The sequence below is a fragment of the Arthrobacter sp. BK1 genome (assembly GCF_056680055.1).
Genome location: NZ_CM155263.1, coordinates 1,519,660 through 1,543,684, shown reverse-complemented (window position 1 = coordinate 1,543,684; position 24,025 = coordinate 1,519,660). Strand labels below are relative to the sequence as shown.

The 24,025-nt window shown below is 65.9% G+C and carries 20 protein-coding genes and 1 tRNA gene; 15 read left to right on the top strand and 6 right to left on the bottom strand.

Going from position 1 to position 24,025, the window contains the following annotated elements:
* The first annotated feature begins 3 nt into the window (after positions 1–3).
* From AC1MCA_RS06790 to AC1MCA_RS06775, 4 genes are read left to right on the top strand one after another with little or no spacing between them, the layout of a single operon-like run.
* Positions 4–888, top strand: a complete 885-nt coding sequence (locus AC1MCA_RS06790) for an ABC transporter ATP-binding protein (RefSeq protein WP_479802141.1) — start codon at positions 4–6, stop codon at positions 886–888.
* Positions 888–1,802, top strand: coding sequence for an ABC transporter permease (locus AC1MCA_RS06785; RefSeq protein ID WP_479802139.1), 915 nt, complete (start codon positions 888–890; stop codon positions 1,800–1,802). The genes AC1MCA_RS06790 and AC1MCA_RS06785 overlap by 1 nt, the downstream gene beginning before the upstream one ends.
* Positions 1,803–1,847: 45 nt before the next feature.
* Positions 1,848–2,816 (top strand): TauD/TfdA dioxygenase family protein, encoded by a 969-nt coding sequence (locus AC1MCA_RS06780; RefSeq protein ID WP_479802138.1) that lies wholly within the window; start codon positions 1,848–1,850, stop codon positions 2,814–2,816.
* A gap of 47 nt (positions 2,817–2,863) precedes the next feature.
* Positions 2,864–4,189, top strand: a complete 1,326-nt coding sequence (locus AC1MCA_RS06775; RefSeq protein ID WP_479803305.1) for an LLM class flavin-dependent oxidoreductase — start codon at positions 2,864–2,866, stop codon at positions 4,187–4,189.
* A gap of 94 nt (positions 4,190–4,283) precedes the next feature.
* On the opposite strand, the gene AC1MCA_RS06770 is transcribed toward AC1MCA_RS06775, so the two are convergent.
* Both AC1MCA_RS06770 and AC1MCA_RS06765 read right to left on the bottom strand, forming a co-directional pair.
* On the bottom strand, positions 4,284–8,816 hold the full coding sequence (locus AC1MCA_RS06770; RefSeq protein ID WP_479802136.1) for an ExeM/NucH family extracellular endonuclease: 4,533 nt from the start codon (positions 8,814–8,816) through the stop codon (positions 4,284–4,286).
* Between the two features lie 474 nt (positions 8,817–9,290).
* A tRNA-Ser gene (locus tag AC1MCA_RS06765) sits at positions 9,291–9,378 on the bottom strand.
* Between the two features lie 108 nt (positions 9,379–9,486).
* Here AC1MCA_RS06765 and AC1MCA_RS06760 point away from each other — a divergent pair.
* The 10 genes from AC1MCA_RS06760 (at position 9,487) to AC1MCA_RS06715 (ending at position 20,223) form a co-directional block, all read left to right on the top strand.
* Positions 9,487–10,470, top strand: a complete 984-nt coding sequence (locus AC1MCA_RS06760; RefSeq protein WP_479802134.1) for an NAD(P)H-quinone oxidoreductase — start codon at positions 9,487–9,489, stop codon at positions 10,468–10,470.
* 134 nt (positions 10,471–10,604) lie between these two features.
* Positions 10,605–11,216 (top strand): PadR family transcriptional regulator, encoded by a 612-nt coding sequence (locus AC1MCA_RS06755; RefSeq protein WP_479802132.1) that lies wholly within the window; start codon positions 10,605–10,607, stop codon positions 11,214–11,216.
* Complete coding sequence (locus AC1MCA_RS06750; protein ID WP_479802130.1) at positions 11,213–11,950, top strand: ABC transporter ATP-binding protein; 738 nt, start codon at positions 11,213–11,215, stop codon at positions 11,948–11,950. The genes AC1MCA_RS06755 and AC1MCA_RS06750 overlap by 4 nt, the downstream gene beginning before the upstream one ends.
* A 1-nt stretch (position 11,951) precedes the next feature.
* The gene (locus AC1MCA_RS06745) at positions 11,952–14,813 is read left to right on the top strand and encodes an ABC transporter permease family protein (RefSeq protein WP_479802128.1); all 2,862 of its coding nucleotides are present in this window, start codon (positions 11,952–11,954) and stop codon (positions 14,811–14,813) included.
* A gap of 120 nt (positions 14,814–14,933) precedes the next feature.
* Positions 14,934–15,218 (top strand): DUF1540 domain-containing protein, encoded by a 285-nt coding sequence (locus tag AC1MCA_RS06740; RefSeq protein ID WP_108598845.1) that lies wholly within the window; start codon positions 14,934–14,936, stop codon positions 15,216–15,218.
* A gap of 302 nt (positions 15,219–15,520) precedes the next feature.
* Positions 15,521–17,821 (top strand): carbon starvation CstA family protein, encoded by a 2,301-nt coding sequence (locus AC1MCA_RS06735; RefSeq protein ID WP_479802126.1) that lies wholly within the window; start codon positions 15,521–15,523, stop codon positions 17,819–17,821.
* Entirely contained in the window at positions 17,821–18,024 is a 204-nt protein-coding gene (locus tag AC1MCA_RS06730) for a YbdD/YjiX family protein (protein WP_479802124.1), read from the top strand. The genes AC1MCA_RS06735 and AC1MCA_RS06730 overlap by 1 nt, the downstream gene beginning before the upstream one ends.
* A gap of 134 nt (positions 18,025–18,158) precedes the next feature.
* Positions 18,159–18,830, top strand: coding sequence for a bacterial proteasome activator family protein (locus tag AC1MCA_RS06725; RefSeq protein ID WP_479802122.1), 672 nt, complete (start codon positions 18,159–18,161; stop codon positions 18,828–18,830).
* A 7-nt stretch (positions 18,831–18,837) separates the two neighbouring features.
* Positions 18,838–19,314, top strand: coding sequence for a hypothetical protein (locus AC1MCA_RS06720; RefSeq protein ID WP_479802120.1), 477 nt, complete (start codon positions 18,838–18,840; stop codon positions 19,312–19,314).
* A gap of 63 nt (positions 19,315–19,377) precedes the next feature.
* Positions 19,378–20,223 carry an aldo/keto reductase gene (locus tag AC1MCA_RS06715; protein WP_479802118.1) on the top strand — a complete coding sequence of 282 codons (846 nt, stop codon included), beginning with the start codon at positions 19,378–19,380 and terminating at the stop codon, positions 20,221–20,223.
* 12 nt (positions 20,224–20,235) lie between these two features.
* Here the strand turns inward: AC1MCA_RS06715 and AC1MCA_RS06710 are convergent, their stop codons facing one another.
* A complete protein-coding gene (locus AC1MCA_RS06710) occupies positions 20,236–20,421 on the bottom strand; it encodes a hypothetical protein (RefSeq protein ID WP_108599594.1) in 186 nt (61 codons plus the stop codon).
* Between the two features lie 39 nt (positions 20,422–20,460).
* Positions 20,461–21,432: a hypothetical protein gene (locus AC1MCA_RS06705; RefSeq protein WP_479802116.1), complete on the bottom strand. Its 972-nt coding sequence runs from the start codon at positions 21,430–21,432 to the stop codon at positions 20,461–20,463.
* Between the two features lie 84 nt (positions 21,433–21,516).
* Here AC1MCA_RS06705 and AC1MCA_RS06700 point away from each other — a divergent pair, with 84 nt between their 5' ends.
* Complete coding sequence (locus tag AC1MCA_RS06700) at positions 21,517–22,017, top strand: hypothetical protein (RefSeq protein ID WP_479802115.1); 501 nt, start codon at positions 21,517–21,519, stop codon at positions 22,015–22,017.
* A gap of 2 nt (positions 22,018–22,019) precedes the next feature.
* On the opposite strand, the gene AC1MCA_RS06695 is transcribed toward AC1MCA_RS06700, so the two are convergent.
* Both AC1MCA_RS06695 and AC1MCA_RS06690 read right to left on the bottom strand, forming a co-directional pair.
* Positions 22,020–22,907 (bottom strand): SDR family NAD(P)-dependent oxidoreductase, encoded by an 888-nt coding sequence (locus AC1MCA_RS06695; RefSeq protein ID WP_479802113.1) that lies wholly within the window; start codon positions 22,905–22,907, stop codon positions 22,020–22,022.
* Between the two features lie 135 nt (positions 22,908–23,042).
* Complete coding sequence (locus AC1MCA_RS06690; protein WP_108599596.1) at positions 23,043–23,942, bottom strand: DNA/RNA non-specific endonuclease; 900 nt, start codon at positions 23,940–23,942, stop codon at positions 23,043–23,045.
* Positions 23,943–24,025: the final 83 nt, after the last annotated feature.

Below are 24,025 nucleotides of genomic sequence, written 5' to 3'. Positions count from 1 at the left end.
GACATGACACCCAAAATCAGCCTCCGGAACGTCACCAAGGAGTTCGCAGTCCGGCCGGGCAAGGGCTCAGGCATCCGCCGCCACAGCGAACCCTCAGTCCTCACGGCCATCGATGACCTCAGCCTGGATGTGGCCGCCGGTGAGTTCCTCACCCTGGTGGGACCCAGCGGCTCCGGCAAGACCACCCTCCTGGACCTGCTGGCCGGGCTTTCCCGCCCCACGTCCGGGAAGGTCCTGGTGGACGGTAAGGAAGTCACCGGGCCTGGCCAGGACCGGGCCGTGGTTTTCCAGCAGTACGCCCTGTTCCCGTGGCGCACAGCCTCGGCCAACGTCTCGATCGGTCTTGAGGACAGTGGCCTGTCCAGGAAGGAAAGGGCGGCGAAGGCCAGCGAATTCCTGGACCTCGTGGGCCTGGCCGGCTTCGAGGACCGGTACCCGCACGAACTGTCCGGCGGTATGAAGCAGCGCGTGGCCATCGCCAGGAGCCTCGCCTATGCGCCGGACGTACTCCTCATGGACGAGCCCTTCGCCGCCCTCGACGCCCAGACCCGTGAACAGCTCCAGGACGAGCTCCTGCGGATCTGGAAGGCGACAGGGAAGACCATCGTCTTTATCACGCACGGGATCGACGAAGCGGTCTACCTCGGCCAGCGCGTGGCAGTGCTCAGCGCCCGCCCCGGAAAGCTCAAGGAAATCGTGGACATCCACATTCCCGACCGCGGCGGCGAGGCGGACATCCGCTCACACCCCGCCTTCGTGGAACACCGCCACCAGGTCTGGTCCCTGCTGCACGACGAAGTCCGCCTCGCCCAGGACTCCGGCCACCGGAAGATCCTCCCGGACGGCACCGCCCCCGATGAACAGCCCCTCGAAAGGAGTGCCGCCTGATGAGCACTGTGTTGACCCGACCATCAGAGGCGGATGCCGCCGTCGACCCTTCCCTGCAGTCCGGAGGCGGTCACGCCGGAGGGCCCGGCACCGAAAGCGGACAACGCCCGACGCCGGCGGCCGGGCTGCGTGCCGCTGCCCACCTCGCCGGGCGGGCCGGCTGGAAATCCCTGGCTGTCATCCTGTTCCTGGCGCTGTGGGAGTTTGGTCCGCAGTACCTTGCCGCTCCCGCCACCCGGGTTTTTCTCCCGCCGCTGCATGACGTGCTGGCAGCGGGCGCCAGGCTCGTGGAGAACGGGCAGCTGCAGAGCCATCTGCAGGCCAGCCTGACCCGCTCGGTATCCGGGTTCGGGATCGCCGTTGTCTCGGCCGTGGTGCTGGGGCTGCTGATCGCCTGGTACGGCTGGCTGAATTCGTTCCTGAATCCGCTGCTGGAGCTTTTCCGGAACACCGCCACTCTGGCCCTGCTGCCGGTATTCACTCTGCTCCTGGGGATCGGCGAGGAATCCAAGATCACCATCGTCGCCTACGCCGCATTCTTCCCGGTCCTGCTTAACACCATCGCCGGTGTCCGGACCGTGGACCCGCTGCTGATCCGGGCCGCAAAATCCCTGGGCCTGAACAGCTTCCGGCTCTTCCAGAAAGTGATCCTGCCATCAGCGCTCCCCACGATCTTCACGGGAATCCGGATGGCCGGGACATCATCCATCCTGGTGCTGATCGCTGCCGAAATGGTAGGCGCGAAGGCCGGGCTGGGGTACCTGATCGTCAATTCGCAGATGAGCTTCCTCATCCCGGACATGTATGCCGGAATCCTGACCGTCTCCGTGCTGGGGCTGGCCGTCAATGCGCTGCTCGTGGCGCTGGAACGGCACTTCTCCCGCTGGCGCACCGCCGTCGGCTCCACCTCCTGACCTCCACCCAACCGAACTGCCGTACCGAACTGCAAAGGAAATTCCATGACCGTCATTACCGAAACCAAGCTCCAGTTCACCAAGCTGAGCGCCCGCATTGGCGCGGAAATCCGCGGCCTGGACCTCAGCCGCGACCTGTCGCCGGACACCGTGGCCCAGATCCGCGCCGCCCTGAACACCCACAAAGCTCTCGTCTTCAGGGAAGCCAACGTCCGGACCGACGAGGACCAGGTCCGTTTCGCCAGCCACTTCGGCCCGCTCACCAAAGCACACCCCACCGTGGCCTCGGTGGACGGCAAGCCCGCGGTCCTTCCCGTGGACAGCGAAAATGGCAGTGCCAACAACTGGCACACGGACGTCACGTTCGTCGTGAACCCGCCGCAGGCCTCCACCCTGCGCAGCATTACTCTGCCGGGCTACGGCGGCGAAACCCTGATCGCGTCATCGGCCGGCGCCTACCAGGACCTGCCTGAGGAACTGCGCAATTTCGCCGACACCCTCTGGGCGATCCACACCAACGACTACGACTACTCCGTGCCCAAGAACCTGGAACACGCCAACGCCGACGAACGGCGCAAGGAATTCACCAGGATCCACTTCGAATCCGCCCACCCTGTGGTCCGGGTCCACCCGCTGACCGGCGAGCGCGGGCTGTTTATCGGCGGGTTCGCCCAGCGCCTCCGGATCGTCGGCCTGTCCAACACCGAATCCAAGGACATCCTGCGCCTCCTGCAGGCCTACGTCACCCGCCCCGAGAATGTGGTCCGCGTGAACTGGGAACCGGACCAGCTGGTGCTGTTCGACAACCGCATCACCCAGCACTACGCACCGGACAACTACGACGGCCAGCCCCGCCAGCTGAACCGGGTGACCATAGCCGGCGACATCCCCCGCGGCGTCGATGGCCGCAGCAGCACCTCCATCAAGGGTGACTCGTCCGCCTACTCCGAGACCGTCGTCGTACCTGAAATTTCCCCGGCCCCCGCTTTTGCAGCAGCAGGAGCGAACCAGTGAGTGCGCCGGAGAACGGGGCGCGGCAGCTGCACCTGAACGCCTTCCTGATGAGCACCGGCCACCACGAGGCGTCGTGGCGGCTGCCGGAGAGCAACAGTTTCTCCGGCACGGACGTGGCCCATTTCCAACGGCTGGCGCAGACCGCAGAGCGCGGAAAGCTGGACTCGATTTTCTTCGCGGACTCGCCGGTACTGCACGGAAACGTGGCCCAGCGGCCGTACACCAGCCTCGAACCGACCGTGCTGCTCGCGGCCATAGCGGCAGTCACTGAGCGGATCGGGCTCATTGCCACAGCCTCCACCACATACAACGACCCGTACAACCTGGCCCGCCGCTTTGCCTCGGTGGACCACATCAGCGGTGGCAGGGCCGGCTGGAACGTGGTGACCACCGCGGGTGACGCCGCCGCCAGGAATTTTTCCCTGGCCGGCCAGCCCGCCCACTCGCAGCGGTACCAGCGGGCGGCGGAGTTCCTGGATGTGGCGAAGAAACTCTGGGACAGCTGGGAGGACGGCGCCCTGGTGGGGGACAAGGCTGCGGGAGTGTGGGCAGACAGTTCCCGCGTGCACCCGGTCAACCATGAAGGGCAGCATTTCCAGGTGGAAGGCGCTTTGGACGTTCCCCGATCGGCGCAGGGTCACCCCGTGATTGTCCAGGCGGGCTCCTCGGAGGACGGCAAGGACTTCGCGGCCGTGTATGCCGAGGCCGTCTTCACCGCACACCAGACCCTGGCGGATGCGCAGGACTTCTATGCCGACCTGAAACGGCGGACGACGGCGGCGGGCCGGGATCCGCACTCCATCAAGATCCTGCCGGGGATCGTTCCGGTCATTGCGTCCACGGAGGCCGAAGCCCTCCGTCTGGAGCGGGAACTGGACGAGCTGATCCTGCCCGAGCACGCGGTGCGCCAGTTGGCCGGCCAGCTGCGGGTTTCACCTGAGTCCCTGAAACTGGACCGCCAATTGCCCGCTGACCTTCCCTCAGAGGATGAAATTGAAGGGGCCAAGAGCCGCTACACACTGATCGTGAACCTTGCCCGAAAGGAACAGCTGACCGTCCGGCAGCTCATCGGCCGGCTGGGCGGCGGCCGCGGACACCGCACGTTCGCGGGCACGCCGGAACAGGTGGCCGATGCCATCGCGCACTGGTTCCAGTCCGGAGCCGCCGACGGGTTCAACATCATGCCGCCCGTGCTGCCCTCCGGCCTGGACATCTTCGTGGACCAGGTGGTGCCCATCCTGCAGGACCGCGGGCTGTTCCGGCAGGAGTACACCGGACGGACCCTCCGCGAGCACTACGGGCTGGCCTGCCCGGCCAACTCCTTCGCAGGAGCCAAGGCCCAGCTCCCGCACCGGGTCCCGCAGCCCGCATAACCCGCCTACTTAAAGCAACGCGGGGTCGCTTCACGCCTGATATTCCCGTCGGAATGGGCGTGAAGTGACCCCGCGTTGGTTGGTGCGAAGCTCCTTAGCCTCGCAGGCACTTCCGGTACTGGATCCACGCAATGCTGTAACGGATCCATCCCGCGAAGTCGTACCACTTCGTAGGCGGCACCGGGGCGGTGCAGACGGGCGGGACGGGGACCGTGGCCGCCACCAACACGTCCGTCTTCACCACGGTGCCGGAGTCGACGGCGGTGAGCACCAGAGTGCCCGTGCCGGCTGCCGCGCCGGCCGGAACCAGCACGTTCACGGTGGCCGAGCCTGCGGCCACCGGGATGCTGCCGAGCTGGGCCACCGTGCCTGCTGCGTCGGTGAACACCGCGGACAGCGAGGTGTTCACCGGGCTGCCGAGCGAGGTCAGATCCAGCTTGGAGACGGCCAGTGTGATGGCCTCTCCGGACCGGACCTCAGCAGCCGTGGTGTTGGTGACAGCAACCGTGCGCCGGGCGAAGTCCGGCGATACGGGGCTGTTCGCCTGCAGGTACTTGATCCAGGCATCGCGGTCCACCAGCCCTGAATCCTTGGTGTCGGCACCTTGCGTGAAGATCCGGAAGTTGTCGCCTCCCGTGGCCAGGAAGCTGAAGGTGCCGATCCGGTAGGACGCGGCAGGATCAATCAACGCGCCGCCCACCCGGATGGACGTGATGCGGTCACCGGCGGCGCGGGCGGCGTCGTAGGTGTAGTTCACGTTCTTGGACAGGCCCAGCTGCTGGTAGGCGCGGCTGGGGACCGTGCCGTCAGCGTTGGTCTGCCACTGCTGCTCGAGGAGCGTCTTGAACTGTGCACCGGTGAGGGACGTGGTCCAGAGGTTGTTCACAAACGGCAGGACCGCGTTGGCCTCGGCGTAGGTGACGGTGCCATCCGGGGCGTAGTACAGCTCATTGCGCAGGCCGCCGGGGTTGACCACGCCGATTTCCGCGCCACCCAGTTCAACAGGCTGGAGCGATGCGAGCAGCGAGTCGGCTACAAGGTTGCCCAGTGTGGATTCGCTGGCACGGTCATCACGCTTCGCGGGCCCACCCGCGGGGTCTGCCGTGAAGGCAGTGGTGATGTCCTTGGTGACCGCGCCGACCGGCTGGTCGCCGATCACTGCGGCGTCAGCCATTGCCTTCTTCACGATGGCGTCGACGGCAGCCACCCGCGGGTAGGCACCAATCAGCCCTGCTGCGGTGTCAGTGGTCCGCTTGACGTTCCCCGCGGTGGAGGTGGTGACATCCTTGGTGGCGGTGTCCACGGTGAGCCGGATCTGGCCGATGTTCTCGCCGTAGTTGCCGGTCTGGACGATCGGCCGGGTCTTGCCCTCGGCCCCCGGAACAGGAGCGTCCCAGGCGTATTCCTTGTGCGTATGGCCGGTGAAGATGGCGTCCACCTCTGCCGAGGTTTCGGTGACCAGCCTGGCGAACGGGCCGCCGGCTGCCACTTCCTGCTCCAAAGTGGCACCATCCGGCGTACCGGACCCGGCGCCGTCGTGGTTCTCCACGATGATCACATCGGCGAGGTTCTCCGCCGTGATCTTGGCAGCCACGCGGTTGATGGCGTCCACGGGGTCCCCGAACTCGAGGTCCGCAATGCCTGCCGGGGTGACCAGCGAGGGAACTTCCTGGGTGACGGTTCCGATGATGGCAACCTTGACCCCGTCCATCTCCAGCACGGTGTATTCCGGCAGGACGGGTTCGGTGGTGCCCTTCTTATAGACGTTTGCACCGAGGTAGGGGAACGTGGCGTTGGTGCCGCCGGCGATGACGCGGTCCTGCAGGTCCGCCCAGCCGCCGTCGAACTCGTGGTTGCCTACAGCGGACGCCCTAAGCTCCAGCGTGTTCAGCACATCGATCGTGGGCTGGTCCTTGGCGACAGCCGAGGCGAACAGCGAGGCGCCGATGTTGTCTCCCGCGGACAGCAGGGCCGTGGCCCCCGGGGCGGCGGCGCGGAGCTTTTCGATGGTCCCGGCGAAAAGGACGGTGTTGGCGTCGATCCGGCCATGGAAATCGTTGATGCCGAGGAAGTTCAGCTCAACAGAAGCCGGCCCAGCCGGCAGATCCAGTCCAACCACCACGGGATCGTGGTCACTGGCGCGGAACTGGTCAGGGACGTAGTAGTTGGTGATGTTGTTGTTGTAGCGGCTGTACTCCAGCGCCACTGACTCGACGGAGTTGATGTTCCAGATGTCCGCACCGGAGACCACGGCGTTGGCTGCCGGGGAGGCGAGGATGTGGTCCAGGGAGCCCACCAGGCCGCCGAAGAGGTAGGAGTGCTTGGCGGAGCCGTCGGCGTTCCGTGCCTTCTCGTCCTGGTTGACGTAACTGGCCTCAGCCAGCACATTCATCGGATCTTCCTTGGCGTAGGAGTTGAAGTCACCGATCAGGAAGACCTTGTCAGTGCCCTTCTCCGCCTGCAGGCGCGCAGCGAAGTCCCGCAGTGACGTGGCCTGGGCGGTGCGGGCGAGGTTTGATGCGCCCTGGCCCTGGTCGGTATCTTCCGGTGTTGCCGCGGAGCCCTTGGACTTGAAGTGGTTGGCAATGGCGATGAACTGCTTATCATCCCCTGTGCCCACCGGCTTGAACACCTGCGCCAGGGGCTTGCGGGCGCTTGCGAAGGCGACGGTGTCGTTGTGGATGATGGATTCGCCGACGGGTTCTGCAACGGCTTTTTTGTAGATGAAGGCGGTGCGGATCATGTCCTCGTCAGCCAGCGGGGGAGCGTTGGCGGGAGTGCGCACATAGTCCCAGATGCCGGGCGTCGCGATGTTGAGGGCCTCCACGAGTTTGGCCAGGGCGTCGTCGCGGTCCTTGCCGAACTGGGCGGAGTTCTCGATCTCCATCAGGGTGACAACATCGGCGCCGGCCTTGGTGATGGCGGCGACGATCTTGGCCTGCTGGCGCTCGAAGTTCTCCGCGTTGGCAGCGCCCCGGGCGTCACAGCCGCCGCGGACCGTGATGGGGTTGCCATCCCGGTCCGTGTAGTAGGTGCAGCCGGTGAGGGTATCGCCGGTGGTGGGGAAGTAGTTCAGCACGTTGAAGGACGCGATCTTCAGGTTGCCGCCCACTGCCGGAGCCTCGGTGCGGGTGGCACCAAACTCGGCCGGCTGGACTGTGGCCTTGTTGGCTTCGGTCAGGTGCGCCAGCGGCTGGAACTTCCAGGAGTTGTTGGTATAGCTGAGCACCACGTTGGTCTTGAACGTCACCGGCGAGCCGACACGGACAGGGTCCGTGGCGGTCAGGTATGGAAGCACCTGGGCCTTGTTGGCGGTGCTGCCCAGGAAATTCGTGGTGGCGCCGTCGTCGAGCTTGATGCCGCGGGCGGCGTTGTCCGCCACGGCGGCCTGGTATTCGGCGGTGCCGTAAGGCGCGACGGCGGTGGGCTGGACCAGCGTGGTGGTCCCGCCGGACAAACCGATCTCGCCGTACTGGTTGAGCGTGTAGTTATCCGTGACGGTGACCGGTCCCTGGGGCGCGAGGAGCATGCCCTCGAGGGACTCGCGGAACGCTTCGGCGGCCGGCAGGGTGAAGTTGGTGGCCTTCACTTCCGGAGCCGCGTCGGTGAGCTTCTTCAGGTCCGCCGCGGCGGCGACCGTCACCTGGGTCATGTTGTAGTACTCGCTGACAGCCCCCGTCACTTCAACGTAGTCGCCGATCTGGACGGAACCAGCGGTTGCGCTCGAGTAGACAAAAACAGCGTCCGACGACGTGTGGCTGGCCGGGGTGAGGTCCCCGCCGGTTCCCGGGGTCTGGATGTAGTAGCCGGCGAATCCGCCGGTGGGGAACGTCGCGGTGACCTTGCCGCGGGTGGTCACGGAGGTCCCTGCCAGTGGGCTGGCGGTTCCGGTGCCTTGGATCTCGGCAATCGTCCTGCCCGCCGGAGTGGGTGTGGGATCCGGCGTCGGGTCGGGATCGGGCTCAACGGAGCCGCCGGCCGCCGTCGGTGTGATCGTAGCGCTGAGTGCGAAGTCAGCGGTGTTGCTGTTGCTGTCCAGGCCGCCGGTGCGGTTCAGGCTCCGGACATCGGTGTTTGACGTAGTCCCGGCCGCGGCCGCGGTCTCAAAGGTGTTGGACGTGCCATAGCCCAGGAGGTCTGCCACTCCGGCCGGTTCAATGACCGAACCGGTGGCGAGGGTGACGGCTGTTGCCTGCTTCGCCAGCAGGATGGTGCCGTTCTGGCCCTGGAAATTCAGGTTCGTGGCTACGGTGTCCGCTGCGGGAAGGTCCGCCCCGTTCGTACCGTTGCTGCCGCCCTGGACGAGGTAGTACCCCTTGGCGGGGATGGAACCCGCCAGCGGAGCCACGGCAGGCGCCGTGGTGCCGCCGGCCGAACGGTACTGGAGTGACCAGCCCGTCAGGGACACCGGGGAGTCGGAACCGTTATAGAGCTCAACGAACTTGCTCTTGTACGCTGCGCCGGTACTGCCGCCGCTCAGGTACGCCTCGTTAATGACAACGGGTGAGGTGCCCGCGGCAGCAGGCGATGGGTCGACGGCGAAGGCCGGGCTGGCTGCCAGCGAGGCTGCAACGAGCCCTGCTGCCAGCACGGTGCCGAGCGCTGCCCTCAAGGGGGAGTGATTCATCCGCTCTAACTTTCACTGTGGCCCCGGGGTCTGGGGCGTTTTCTCTGGCCGGAGCGATGTGCACCGGCCAGTGAGCCGGTCATTTCATCCGGCCAGACGTGTCCATTGGAGAGCCAAGCAGCACTGAGTGAACGCGAGGTTACCGCAGGGTAGGTTTATGAGGTCGGAGCATAACGCAGAAACCGGCCGGGGTCTTGTCAACAAGGTTGGCAAGACCCCGGCCGGTTCCGGGTGGGGTGCGGGGCGCGCGGACCAGCCGGCGATGATCTTGAAAATTGCCCCCCGTGGGGTCGGCCAAAGTGGCCAGGCGGCCGAACGGCGAGTCCTCCGGGGCATCGCTTACCACGGATTTCCCGGCAGCGGAAGACAGCGCCGACCCCAAGCCGGGGGTACAGACAGTTTCAACGGAACCCAGGGTTTAAAACTAAAGAACCCCGGTGGGCCAGCATTGCTGGCGAACCGGGGTTCCTTTCGCGGAAGGTAAGAGATTCGAACTCTTGGTACGGGGTTACCGCACACTAGTTTTCAAGACTAGCTCCTTCGGCCGCTCGGACAACCTTCCCTAACGAGTAGTGTTTCATAGGCAGTTGGCTGCAACAAAACGCCGGTCCGGCGTGCGTGCGGTGCACACTGGTTTGGTGCACTAATCAGCTAGAAACGGGAGTTCGCGATGAGAGCCGTCTACATAAGAGAGCCTGGCGGTCCGGAGGTGCTGGAGGTCCGTGAGGTGGACGCGCCGGTCCCAGGGCAGGGCGAGGTACTGATCGACGTCGTCGCGGCGGGTCTGAACAGGGCCGACGTCCAGCAGCGCCGGGGCTTCTACCCGCCGCCGCCGGGTGCCTCCGAGGTTCCGGGGCTGGAAGTCTCGGGCCGGATTGCCGGGTTCGGGCCCGGCGTCACCAAGGCATTTTCCATCGGGGACAAGGTGGTGGCGCTGCTGGCCGGGGGAGGCTACGCCGAAAAGGTTGCCGTTCCGGCGGAGCAGGTGCTGCGGATCCCCGACGGCGTTGACGTGGTCACTGCCGCTGCCCTGCCGGAAGTTGCGGCCACCGTATATTCGAACCTGATCATGACCGCGCAACTGCAGTCGGGCGAGACCGTACTGATCCACGGCGCCACCGGCGGGATCGGCACCATGGCCATCCAATTGGCCAAGGCCTTCGGTGCCAAGGTAGCCACCACGGCGGGGACGGACGAGAAAGTCGGCACGGCCAAGGCTTTCCTGGGGGCTGACATAGCCATCAACTACAAAGAGGAAGCCTTCCCGGAAAGCCTCCGGCGGCAGAACGGCGGCAAGGGAGCCGACGTCATCCTGGACGTAGTGGGGGCCAAGTACCTGGCGCAAAACGTTGATGCGCTCGCCGATTACGGCCGGCTGGTGGTCATTGGACTGCAGGGCGGGGCCAAAGGCGAACTGGACCTGGGTTTGCTCCTGAAGAAGCGTGCCGCAGTGGTGGCCACTGCGCTGAGGCCCCGGCCGGTGGCGGAGAAGGGTGCCATCATGAACGCCGTGCGGGAGTCCGTGTGGCCGCTGATCTCCGACGGCCGGATCCGCCCCCTGGTGGCGAAGACTTTTCCGTTGGCCCAGGTTCAGACGGCGCATGAATACTTCGATTCCGGAGACCACGTAGGGAAGATCCTGCTCGTCATGTAAGCGCCATGCATCGGCGGAGTAAATACTGAGTATTGTGCCCTGGGAAGGATTGCGTTAGCCTCAGTCCATACGCGGTATGCACGGGTCTTGGGGGTCCGTGCATACCGCCCGCTGACGCCGTCGCAAGGAGCACCATGTCCATCCGCCACAGCCTCCTCGCCCTGCTGCAGGACCAGCCGCGCTACGGCTACCAGCTCAGGGTCGAGTTCGAGAACCGCACCGGGTCAACCTGGCCCCTGAACATCGGGCAGGTCTACACCACCCTGGACCGGCTGGAGCGCGACGGCCTGGTCAGCAACGACGGCAGCGACGGCGAAGGCCATGTCATCTACAGCATCACCGCCGCTGGACAGGCTGACGTGCAGGGCTGGTTTGCCGCCCCCGTGGAGCGCAACAACCCGCCGCGCAACGAGCTTGCCATCAAACTGGCGCTCGCTGTGACGCTGCCGGGCGTGGACGTGCAGGCGATCATCCAGGCCCAGCGTGTGGCGTCCATCCGGGCGTTGCAGGATTACACCAAGGCCCGCCGGGATACCTCGGCCAGTGCCAAATCGGCGGATACCGCCTGGCTCCTGGTGCTGGACTCGCTGATCTTCCAGACGGAAGCAGAGGTCCGCTGGCTGGACCTCTGCGAAGCGCGGATGATCCAGCAGGCACAGACCGCCGGCAAGGCTGCAGCACGTAAGCCGTCCAACGGGGTCACTGTGGAAGAGGCTGCCCCGCTCATCGCGGACAACCGCCGATGAGCGTCCAGGGACCGCAGCAGGTCCTGGAGCTCGCCAACGTCTGCAGGACTTTCGGTGACGGCGCGACGGCGGTCGCAGCACTGCGCGCCGTGGACCTCACCATTGCCGCCGGCGAGTTCGTTGCGGTGATGGGGCCATCCGGCTCGGGTAAGTCCTCCCTCCTGGCACTGGCCGGGGGACTGGACCGCCCGACGTCGGGAACGGTCTTTGTGGAATCAACGCCCCTTTCGGGGCTGGGACTGAACGAACTCGCCCGGCTGCGCCGCCGCGCCGTCGGGTATGTGTTCCAGGACTTCAACCTGGTGCCCACGCTCACCGCCGCCGAAAACGTGGCCCTGCCACTGGAACTGGACGGGACGGCCACCCGGAAGGCCCATCGCCAGGCACTTGACGCATTGCGGCAGGTGGGGATTCCCGAACTTGCGGACCGCTTCATGGACCAGATGTCCGGCGGCCAGCAGCAGCGGGTTGCCATTGCCCGAGCCATCGTCGGGGAGCGCAGGCTGATCCTCGCCGACGAACCCACCGGCGCTCTCGATTCCACCACCGGCCAAGGTGTCATGGAGGTGCTGCGGGCCAGGGCGGACGCCGGTGCGGCCGTGATGCTGGTGACGCATGAGGCCCGGCACGCTGCGTGGGCGGACCGGGTGGTGTTCCTCCGGGACGGCCGGATCGTGGACCAGGCAGCTGCCATGCACGATCCCGCCATCCTCCTGGCCCAGGCCGGCTACTGAGGTGGCACTCCGCCTTGATCCCGTACCCGGCGGCCGTCTGCAGTCCTATCGGGTAGCCCTCCGGATGGCGCGGCGCGACATCAGCCGCCACAAGGGTCGCTCGTTGCTCATCATCCTGCTGATCATGCTGCCTGTCGCCGGGATGACGGGCGCAGCCACGCTGATCCAGAGCACTCAGGAGACGGCCGCCGAAAAGGTCCGGTTCGAACTGGGCAGCACCCAGGCGCGGTTCCGAACGATCCCCTCACTCAATAGCCAGATGATCCAGGAGCCGTTGAACGATACCTCCTTCAGCGGCGGGTGGCAGGCGGATCCCGGGTACGTCCCGGCGGATCCGCGGGACGTTATCCCGCCCGGTTACGGGGTGCTGACCGAATCGCCGGTGGCCGTCACGGGCGAAGTGGGTGAGGCAGACGTCCGCCTGATCGGCAAGGCTGTGGACGCCCTGAATCCGGCGTTCGAGGGGAAGTACACGCTGCTGCAGGGCCGCGCCCCGGCCACGCCGGAGGAAGTCCTGGTTTCGCCGGGACTCCTGAAGCGCCTTGGCCTGCAACTGGGGGAGGAAATGACGACGTCGGCGGGTGCCTTTACAGCCGTGGGCACCCTGCGCGATGCCACCCTTTCGGACAACAACGCCATCCTCTTCCTCAAGCCCGGCCAGGGAGAAGCCGGTGAGGGGGAACGCGAGACTCTGTACTACCTGATCGGCGATGCGCCCGTTACCTGGCAGCAGATTCTCGAGCTGAACCAGCAAGGCGTTTCGGTGCTCTCGCGCAGTGTGGTGCTGGACCCGCCGCCGGTCCGTGACGCCGCCGCGGCCACGGTCTGGGATGACTGGACGCTGTACCTCACCCTCGGTTTGGTGGGCGCCCTGGCCCTGCTCGAGGTGGGACTCCTCGCGGGGGCTGCCTTCGCCGTCGGGGCCAAGCGGCAGGTCCGCGAACTTGCACTGCTGGCGGCCTCCGGTGCCGAGGCTCCCACCGTCCGGGCAGTCGTGACAGCCGGTGGGCTGTGGCTTGGCGCTGCCGGGGTGCTGAACGGCGCTGCCCTGGGGCTGGCCGGCGGGGCCGGGGTTGTTTTCTGGGCCAGGGTGCAGGGGTCCGTGCGGTTCCCGGGCTTCCATCCGGACATTCCGGTGACGGCTGTGGCGATGACCATGGGGATGGGGGCCTGCGCGCTGGCAGCCTTGGTGCCCGCCCGGCAGGTCGCACGGCAAGCGGCACTCGGGGCGCTCAAATACGGACGTGCTCCCTCAGTCGCCGGAAAGGCGCCGGCCCGGTTTGGTACAGCGCTGCTGGTCCTGGCCGTGCTGATGCTCGCGGCCGGCGGCTGGCTGGGCCTGGTTGGCGACGACCTTGACGTGCTGATGGAACGGGTTCCGCTGGTGGCAGGCCTGCTGATTGGCGGCACCGTCTTGTTGGTGGTGGCCCTGGTGCTCCTGACCGGCGGGTTTGTTTCACTTCTCACCGGCCACACCGGGCGGCTGAGCCTGCCCCTGAGGTTGGCGGCCAGGGATTCGGCCAGGAACCGGACCCGCACTGTCCCGGCTGTGGCAGCAGTCCTCGCCGCGGCAACGTTGGCCAGCGCAGTCATGGTCCTGGCCGCAAGCCAGTTCGAGGATGCCAGGAGAACCCACTATTGGTCCGCGCACCAGTTTCAGGCGACCCTTCCCCTGACCCTGGACGGCGTTCCAGTGGCGGCCGGGCCAGCTGTCCAGGGCGGGATTTCCGCGGGCGCAGCCAACCAGGACCCTGCTTTCCACGACCCTCAGGCCGTGGCTGAGGTGGTGCGGCAGTCCCTCGAATCCGTCGAATGGACGCAGGCGCTGGACTCGGTGGTGACCAGGGGGTGCCTTCTGCAGGCCACAGCGGATGGCGGATGGGTCGCGGGCGACGACCCTGCAGGGTGCCTGCAGTACGGGCTCGCTGTACCGGCTGGCCAGGAGTGCCCCGCAACGCCGAAAGGACGGATCGCGGACGCATCAGACTGGCGCTGCCGCGGTTCCATGTTTCCTGCCGGAATTTCCGGCCAACTCCCGCAGCTGATCGTGGGAGGGGAGGACGAGCTCCGTGCTGTCCTCGGCCGGGAACCGGGACAGGAGGCTCTCGATGTGCTGGAAAACGGTGGCATGGCAGTCAGTAATCCCGTCTATGTCCAGGACGGGCACACCACGCTTGAATCCACCGACATGCGCAAACCCAAGCCCAGCACCGGCCAACGGTTCGAGGGGTACGAGGTGGTCACCAGCACGCGACTGCGGGCCGCCGTCGAAGTTCCCGTGGCTCCGGTGCCGTACTACGGCGTCGTCTCAGCCGCGACTGCCGCCAGGCTGGGGCTGCCCGTTGAACCCGCAGCGCTCCTGGTCCAGCTGTCGGGGATCCCTACGGACGCGGAGCGGGACAAGGTCTCAACGGCGCTCTCGCAGCTTTACGGCGTCACCGGTATGACCCTTAATGTGGAGCAGGGGGCTGACACGGACAATTCCGCTTTGCTTTGGCTGCTGGTGGGCCTGAGCGCGCTGATCACGTTGAGTGCGGCGGGAATCACCACGGGCCTGGCGCTCGCAGATGCCCGGACGGACCATATGACGTTGGCGGCCGTAGGGGCGGCGCCGCAGCTGCGGAAGTCCCTGGCCGGAGCCCAGGCCCTGATGACGGCTGGGCTTGGCACCCTGCTCGGGCTGGCCGCCGGAATAGTCCCGGCGGCCCTGATCGTCTCAGCCACGCGGATGTTCGCCGGGCCCACGATTCCCTGGCTGCAGCTCCTGGCGCTCCTGGTGGCTGTGCCGCTGACCGGTTCAGTCCTGGCCTGGATGTTTACGCAGGCAAGGCTTCCGATGTCCCGGCGGGGCGTCGGGGCCTGAACGGCGTCACTTATCTGAATTACGTCACATAGTTGGGTCTTTTTGATTGGGCTGAACAGGCCTAGCGTGGGAGACAGGATGCTGTCCGGCCCGGGCAGCCGGACTACGGAGGAACCTCTTATGACAACCCATGTTGCCGACTGCAGTGTTACCCGTTGCTCGTTCAACGACCATGAAGGCTGTACCGCCCACGCCATAACGGTCGGGGGCAGTGAAGACCATGCCAGCTGCGCCACTTTCATTGACACCGGTATGCACGGCGGCCTGCCCAAGGTCCTGGCCGACGTCGGAGCGTGCCAACGCGCGGAGTGCGTCCACAACGACCATTTGATGTGCAATGCACCCGAAGTCCATGTTGGCCCCGGCGCTGACAACGCTGACTGCCTCACCTACTCACACGCGTAGGCGCCAACCACGTCAACACGGCACGTGCCGCCACAGCACGTGCAACTGCTGCCCCCGCCAGGGTGCAGCCATGGAGAAGGCCTCTGCCCGGGAATGCCCGGCCGGGGGCCTTTCCTGCGTCCGGCAGCCCAGGCACCACACACCGCGCTCCGGCGTTGAGCTGAACCTCGCGTTCGGCTCCCACGGCCCGCCGTTCACCGCATGGACACACGGCGCGGTCCCGAAGCCGTACCCTCGTTGGCGCAGCATTGGTAGGGTGCCTTTGAGCCAAACACCGAAGCAGGAATTCTCGAGGAGGAGACATGACCAACAGGTCTAATGAACCGGAAGGTTCAGCGCAACGGGGCGGTCCCTTGACCGCCGATCCGGCGCTGCCGCCAACGGCTGTGGATGCAGCCGTCAGCGAGGCTGAGGACAGGAAATGGACACCGGCCAAAATCGCCTTGTGGGCGGCCATCGCACTGCTGGGCGGTGTTGCCTGGTTCATGCTGGCGATCATCAGGGGCGAGACGGTCAACGCCATCTGGTTCGTCTTTGCATCCGTCTGTACTTACCTGATCGGCTACCGGTTCTACTCCAAGGTGATCGAACGCTACATCACCAAACCCGATGACCGCCGCGCCACTCCTGCGGAATACAAGGCCGACGGCAAGGACTACGTCCGCACGGACCGCAATGTCCTCTTCGGCCACCACTTCGCCGCCATTGCCGGCGCCGGGCCCCTCGTGGGACCGGTCATTGCCGCCCAGATGGGCTACCTGCCCGGCACCATCTGGATCATCATCGGCGTCGTACTGGCCGGAGCGGTGCAGGACTACCTCGTCCTGTTCTTCTCCATGCGCCGCGGCGGACGCTCCCTGGGCCAGATGGCCCGTGAAGAACTTGGTGTCATCGGCGGCACCGCTGCCCTGATTGCCACGTTGCTCATCATGGTGATCATCGTCGCCATCCTGGCCCTAGTCGTTGTGAACGCACTGGCCGAAAGCCCCTGGGGTGTCTTCTCGGTAGGCATGACCATCCCCATCGCCCTGTTCATGGGCATCTTCCTGCGATTCCTCCGGCCCGGCAAGGTCATGGAAGTCTCGCTGATCGGCTTCGTACTGTTGATGGCAGCCATCATCGGCGGCGGCATCGTAGCGGAAACCGAGTGGGGTGCCGCGTTCTTCACCCTGGACAAAGTCACCATCGCCTGGGGCCTGATCATTTACGGCTTCATCGCCGCGATCCTGCCGGTCTGGCTGCTGCTGGCTCCGCGGGACTACCTCTCCACGTTCATGAAAATCGGTGTAATCGTCATGCTGGCGCTGGCCATCATTGTGGTCCGCCCCGAAATCACTGTCCCCGCCTTCAGCGAGTTCGCCAGCAGGGAGAACGGTCCGGTGTTCCCGGGGGCACTGTTCCCCTTCCTCTTCGTCACCATTGCCTGCGGGGCCTTGTCCGGATTCCACGCACTGATCTCCTCAGGCACCACCCCTAAGCTGATCGAAAAGGAACGCCAGACCCGGCTCATCGGGTACGGCGGCATGCTGATGGAATCGTTCGTGGCCATCATGGCGCTGGTTGCTGCCATCTCCATTGACCGCGGCCTGTACTTCGCCATGAACGCACCGGTCGCCCTGACCGGCGGCACGGTGGAAACCGCCGCAACCTGGGTCAACAGCCTGGGCCTTGCGGGAGTCAACATCAGCCCCGACCTCCTCACGGAGACGGCCAGGAACGTTGGCGAGGAGAGCATTGTTTCCCGCACGGGTGGTGCGCCTACCCTTGCTGTGGGCCTCGCCCACATCATGCAGCAGTTCATCGGCGGCACGGCCATGATGGCGTTCTGGTACCACTTCGCCATCATGTTCGAGGCACTGTTCATCCTCACCGCCGTTGACGCCGGCACCCGTGTGGCCCGCTTCATGCTGCAGGATTCCATCGGCAACTTCATCCCCAAGTTCAAGGAACACTCCTGGCGGCCGGGTGCCTGGCTCTGCACGGCAGTAATGGTCGGTGCATGGGGCGCGGTGCTGCTGATGGGTGTCACGGACCCGCTGGGCGGCATCAATACGCTGTTCCCGCTGTTCGGCATTGCCAACCAGCTGCTCGCTGCCATCGCACTGTCCGTCTGCCTGGCCATCGCGGCCAAGCGGGGCTCCTTCAAGTACCTCTGGATTGTGGCCCTGCCGCTGACCTTCGCGGCAGTGGTGACCATTACCGCGAGCTTCCACAAGATCTTCTCGCCGGTCCCGGCCGTGGGGTACTTCGCCAACAACGCGGCGTTCTCCAAGGCCCTGGCCGACGGCAAGACCGAGTTTGGAACGGCCAAGACAGTCGCTGCCATGGAGGCCGTGGTGCGCAACACGGGCATCCAGGGCTGGCTGTCCGTCATCTTCGTGGTCCTGAGCATCATTGTCATCGCCACCGCGCTCATCGCCACTGCCAAGGCATTCCGCAACCATGGTGCGGGCATAGCCAATGACGACCACGAAGACGCACCCCGTCCTTCCCGGGTCTTCGCACCCGCGGGGCTCATCCCCACGCCGGCGGAAAAGGAACTGCTGGCCGAATGGAACAAGCTCCCGGCGGAACTGCGGTACGAAAGGCCAGGTCACCACTGATGAGTCTCAGCCTGGCCGCAGTATCAACGGGTTTCCGGGGGATTGCCCGCTATCTGGGTGGTGTCCTCGGAGCGGACGCCTACACCAAGTACCTGGAGCACCACCGCGCGGCCGGGCATGGGCAGCCGCCCTTGACCGAACGTGAGTTCTGGCGGGACCGGACGGACCGCCAGGACTCCAACCCGCAGGGCAGGTGCTGCTGAGCCGCTCCATCGGCCGGGCCGGACCTGCAAGGGGCGCCGCGCCGCGTCGCGGCCCAGGGCCGGGTTGCGATTCATTACTGGGCCGCACCTCGTCTGCCGGGCTGTGTGTCGCCGGCTCGTGAGAGTATGAACGCATGAGCGATCCGAACGACACTCAGCTTGACGACGTCCCGGTGGAGGGCAAAACCCTGGACAACGAGGGACCGGTTTCCCCTGCCCCTGGTGGCCCTGCCATGGGCGGCCGGGCGGCCGGGCCCCGTGCAGCCCGCGGCGCTCCTGCCGCCAGGACCAGGGGCAGCAGCGTGCAGGACCTTGTGGACGAGCCGGCGAAGGTCATGCGGATCGGCACCATGATCCGGCAGCTCCTTGAAGAAGTTAAATCGGCGCCGCTCGACGAAGCCGCACGCGAGCGTCTTGCCGAAATCCATGAACGCTCCATCAAGGAGCTGGAGGACGGGCTGGCACCGGAGCTGGTCGAAGAGCTGGAACGGATCAGCCTGCCTTTTCCTGAGAACACCACACCTTCGGAGGCTGAGCTCCGGATCGCCCAGGCCCAGCTGGTGGGTTGGCTGGAAGGACTCTTCCACGGGATCCAGACGGCCATTGCAGCCCAGCATGCAGCCCGTGAGCAGGCGGCCGCACAGTTGCAGATGAAGCAGCTGCCGCCGGGGACAGTCATAGCCCCGGGGGTGGTCATCGGGGAAAACGGCGAGCCGCAACGGGCCACCGCCGGCCCGCAGCGCTCCGGTGCAGGATCACCCGTCCGGCCGGAGGACCCGGACCACGGCCCCGGCCAGTACCTCTAGGCTCCGCGTGGGATTCTTCACGGCCGCCCGGCAAGGGCGAAAGGACGACTCTGAGCTGGGCAAGGGCCTCTGGCGGCGCGCCCATGACCGGTTCCACCGGGGACTGGACCGCTACCACCAGGTCCTTGAGGGCGTCGAGGACGAGCAGCTCTACGCCGAACTGGTGGAGATCGCCAACGAGCTTTCCGAGCTTCTGGAACGTGTCCGAGCGGTCTGCGTCGAAGCCCAGAGACGTTCCCCCAGCGAGGGACTGGACATTCCGGGGCCACTGGCCGGAGTCCACCGCGCACTGTCCAAGGCCGGCAACTCGCTCGCCACAACAGCAGAGGCCGCCGCCATGCTGAGGCTTGCGGTCGGGCCTGTGCCCGTGGGCGCGGCGTCAGTGCGGCGCCGGGCGGAATCCGTGCTGGAGCAGGTGGCTGACGCGGAACGGCGCCTCGCCGAGGACGCCGCCAGTGGCCGGCCGGACAGTATTCCAGGTTAAGCGTCTGGCTTAGCGGCGCCCTTCACGGCCGGTCCGGGCCGTTCCTTTTGGCACGATGGGTGGATGACTTCTACACCGACACTCACTTTCAATGACGGACACACCATTCCCCAGCTCGGCTACGGCGTGTGGCAGGTTGAGGACGACGTTGCCGAAAAAGTAGTCCGCCAAGCCTTCGAGGCGGGCTTCCGCCACGTCGATACGGCCAGGATCTACGGCAATGAGGCTGGCGTCGGCCGCGCCATTGCCAGTTCGGGCCTCCGGCCGGAGGAGCTCTTCATCACCACCAAGCTGTGGAACTCCGATCAGGGGTACGAGTCCACGCTGGCCGCGTTCGAGGAATCCATGGACAGGCTGGGCCTGGAGACCTTGGACCTCTACCTGATCCACTGGATGCAGCCCAAGCAGGACAAATTCGTGGACACGTGGAAAGCGCTCATTGAACTCCAGAAGCGGGGACGGGTCCGGTCCATCGGAGTTTCAAACTTCACGGTGGAGGGGCTGCAGCGGCTCATTGATGAGACCGGAGTGGTGCCTGCCATCCACCAGATCGAACTGCACCCCTACTTCAGCCAGCGTGAACTGCGTGAGTTCGGTGCCGCGCAGGGAATCCTGACCCAGGCCTGGTCCCCCCTGGGCCAGGGCGGTGAGCTCCTCGGGGATGCCGCGGTCACAGGGATAGCTGCCAAGCACCAGGCCACACCGGCGCAGGTTGTCATCGCGTGGCACCTGGCCATCGGCAACGTGGTGATCCCCAAATCGGTGACGGAGACGCGCATCCATGAGAACTTCGCAGCGCTGGACTTCGCGCTGGACAGTGAAGACCTGGAAGCCCTCAACGGCCTGGACAAATCTGCCCAGGGCGAGGGCCGGATCGGCCCGGATCCTGCGGTGTCCGACTTCGCCTAAGGACCCGGCCGGTCAGGCGGCGATCCGGGCCTGTTCGACGGCGACGGCGTCGATGACGGCCCAGGAATCCTCGCCGATGCAGTTCCGGCTGGCGAAGCGTTCCGCGTCCTGCAGGGACTCGAAACTTTCACTCCGGATGCGGCCACAGTCGGCGTCGAAGTAGGTGACGTGAAATTCCTGTGCGGTGTTGTTTTCCATAAACCCAGTGTGCAACCGGGGTCTGACAATTACCGTGCTTCAGTCCCGCGTGTTGCCCAGCCGCAGCACCCGCTCCTGCGCGAGCATGGCTGAGCGCTGCGACTTTTCCGCCGCACGGGCTGCCTGCTTGGCCTCCGCTGCAAGGGTGCCCAGCTGTTTCCTGGACCGTTCGAGCTTCTCCTCGGCCTCTTGCAGCCTGGCCCGGAGTTGCCGTGTTTCGCGGGTCAGGTCAGCCACCCGGGCTTCCGTATCCTCCAGCACGCTTCGCCGTTCCTCGGCGCGGCGGCCGGATTCCTCCTCAGCTGCCTTGGCTTCGGCCAAGGCAGCTTTGGCTTTCTCCAACGCAGACGGCGAAGCGGGCCGCGGAGTCTGCCGGACTGCCTTGAGCCGTGGTTGGTCCGACGCCGGCCGGGCGGGGCTTCCCGTCGTCGTCCGTTGTTTCTCCCTGACGGGGGCGGCAGCCGATGGCGTGACGGGCGCGGCACCCTGGACCGGCACAGCCCCGGGCACTGCTACGGCCCCGCCCAGATCGACGGTGTCCACTCCATCGGCGGACAGCGCCTGGACCAGCAGACCGCTCTGAACTGCGGCTGCGGCGCCTTCGTCCGCGGTCAGCGCCCGCAGCGTCCGCTCGACGTCGGCCGCGATGGTTGAGCTGATACTGCGCCCCCGCCGCTCCGCCTCGGACCGGGCGGTGTCGACGGCGGAGGCCAGCAGGGTGCGGCGCTCCCGGCCCAGCTCACGCAGGGCAACGGCGTCCAGTGATGATTGGGCTGTCCGCATCTTTTCGCCCAGGCCGGCCAGCTCCGCGAGCACTTCCGGCTGATGAACGGCGAGCATGTTGACGGTCCAGGCCGCAACTGAAGGCTTGGGCAGGGACCTGATGGCAGCGGGGAGTTCCTTTCCGGAACCGGCCGACTCCTTGGCCGCGGCCGTCCGCGCTGCCACAAAATCGTCGAAAGGCAGGGCGTACAGCCCGTGGGCGATGGCTGCCAGCGCCTTGTCATCCATGCACGCCATCTTAGGGGAGGGCGTGCCGTGTGCCCTTCCGCCCCGGAAAGCAGTCAAGGAAAGGAAACCCCCTAGACTGGCCGCATGGGGAGAGTATGGGGGCTCGTTGTCCGGCCGGTGGTGTTGATCCTGGCTGTCAGTGTTCCGTCCGCCGGCTGTTCGAACGCGTGCACGGCTATTGGCTGGGTCAACACCATCACTGTTGAACTGGACGGGGACGTCTCCGGGGTCAATATGGTGCAGCTCTGTGACGGGGCGGTATGCTCGGAAGCCAGCCCACCGTCCGCAGCCGCCGCTCCGCGGACCATGGCACCGCTGGCTTCCCTCAACCCCACCGCACCGGTTACCCCCGACGTGCAGCGCACGCAGGCGCCGTTTTACGCCGAACGGGTCGACACGGACACCTGGCGGTTCGTGGTGAACATGAGTACCCCTGACCAGGTCACCGCCAAGGCGCTGTCTGCCGCAGGGGATATTTTCGCTGAACAGTCGGCTGACCTTGACTGGAAACGGATGGGTGGATCAGCGCAATGCGGTGGACCGTCCGAGTCCTCACCTATCCGACTTAGTGTTCCGGCTCCCTAGAATCACCGGATCCCGGCGAGATTCGAGCAGCAATCCCATAGCCGCCTGCGGGCTTCCGGGTCCGATCCCATTCCGGGCGTGGGGAGTTCCTTACGGTGTGACCAGAGCTTTCCGGTCTCCTCTGATGTCTCTGGAGCGGTGGCAAGCCAGAGGGGTGTGTCCGCAGCCTGTTCGGCTGGTGTACCGAACGTGTCCGTGATCCAGAGGAAAGGGCCGCCAACGTCCTGCAGCAAGGACGTGTTCTTGACCAGCCCAGGGTGGACCGCATTTGCCACCACGCCAGAGCCGCGGAGGCGCTCAGCAAACTCCTGGGTGAGGAGGACGCGGGCCAGCATGGTGGGCGGGGTGGATCGAAGGTAGCTGTACGTGCCTTTTGCGGTCTGGAGGTCGTCGAAGCGGAGCCGGGTGTTGCCGTACTTCGATGCGATATTGACGATCCTGGAAGTCCGGGCCTCTGCCCGGGCCTCTGCCGCACCGCTTTTTCCGACGGCGGCAGCTTGCGTAAGTGCGTCCAGCAGGAGGCTGGTCAGCAGGAAGTAGGCCATGACATTCGTGGCGAAGGTCAGTTCGAGCCCGTCGGGGGTCACCTGGCGTTCCTTGCGGAAGACGCCCGCTGCGTTGACCAGAACGTTGAGCCTGTCATGGCGGGACGCAAACCCGGCAGCGGCGGCCCGGACCGAGGACTGGACTGACAGGTCGCAGGCCAACGGCTCAAGCAAGGCCGCCGGAACAAGCGAACGGATCCCCTTCACTGCATCTTCGGCACGGGCTGCGGTACGTCCAACCACAATGACCAAGGCGCCTTCGCGCGCGAGGCCGGTTGCCACTGCCTGCCCCAATCCACCCGTAGCTCCCGTGACGAGCGCTACGGTACCCTCCATGGAAGCCATTGACTCTGTCTCCTGACGCGCGGTGATTCGCTGGTCGGCTCGACCCGGCAACATCACAGCATGCGTCAGCGTGCATGACCAGATCATTTGGTCCTGGTCCGTGCCATACCCTCCTCAGCGCGCCCCTGCGGGCGGTTAGTCGCCGTTCAGGTCGAAGTCCAGATCGAGGTCCTCGGGGGAGAGGATCTTCCGCCACGTGGACGTCACACGGGCAGTAGGGAGTTCGGCGGCAATGGGCATCCGGTCCACGGCCACGAGCTGGTCCAGATCCAGGCCCGTGAGGGCAGCGATGTCCCGGATGGGCACCTGGTAGGTCCGGAACGGGCCCAACGGAGGCGCCTCGTCCGCTGCCCCCGGCCGGGGAATATCGGGCAGGTCGGCCAGTTGGGGTGTCTGATCCACGATGTAGCCTGTCGCCGCAAGCTGCCCGTCCTGAAGGAACACCGCGGCCTTAAAGAACATCAGGGGGATGTCCACGCCCCGGTACACCGGATCGTGGTCCCCGAAAATCGGCCCGGTGAAGACGATGAGCCGGCGGCCGTAATCGGCGGCATGTTCGAGCAGGTATGACTCCATGCCCAGCCACAGGTCCAGGCCCTGGTTGAATTTCGCAGCCTGTGGTGCGGCGTTTGTGTAATGGAACGTGTCCTCGTTGGCCTGGGCTGCTTCGGCCAGGGTTTCACCCCAAACCGCCGAGGCGCGACGGACTAGGTGTCCCCGGTCAATGTCATTGCGTGCATAGACCCGCTCTCCGGTCTGCTGATCGTCCGCCAGCCGGGGGTCCAGCCGCCACTGGATACCGGACCTTTCCACGTCCATCAGCTTCTCCCCGTCGATTCCGAGGGCAGTGACGGCCGCCAGGCGCTTGTCCAGCCGCATAAGCACCGAGAAATGCGTATAGGGGAGCAGGACAGTCTCAGCACTTGCCAAGACAGGAACGTTCACCCTCACTCCGAGGAAGTCGACCTCGAAGCCAGACCTTCCCGTCAGGTCACGTAAAGCGGCAGAACCCGGTACAAGCAACAGTTCATCCATGGCCGGACACTAACAGCGGCGGGTGACATCAGGATGAATTCGCGGTGTCCACATAGACAATGACGGTGGCGCCGGGGAGGGCC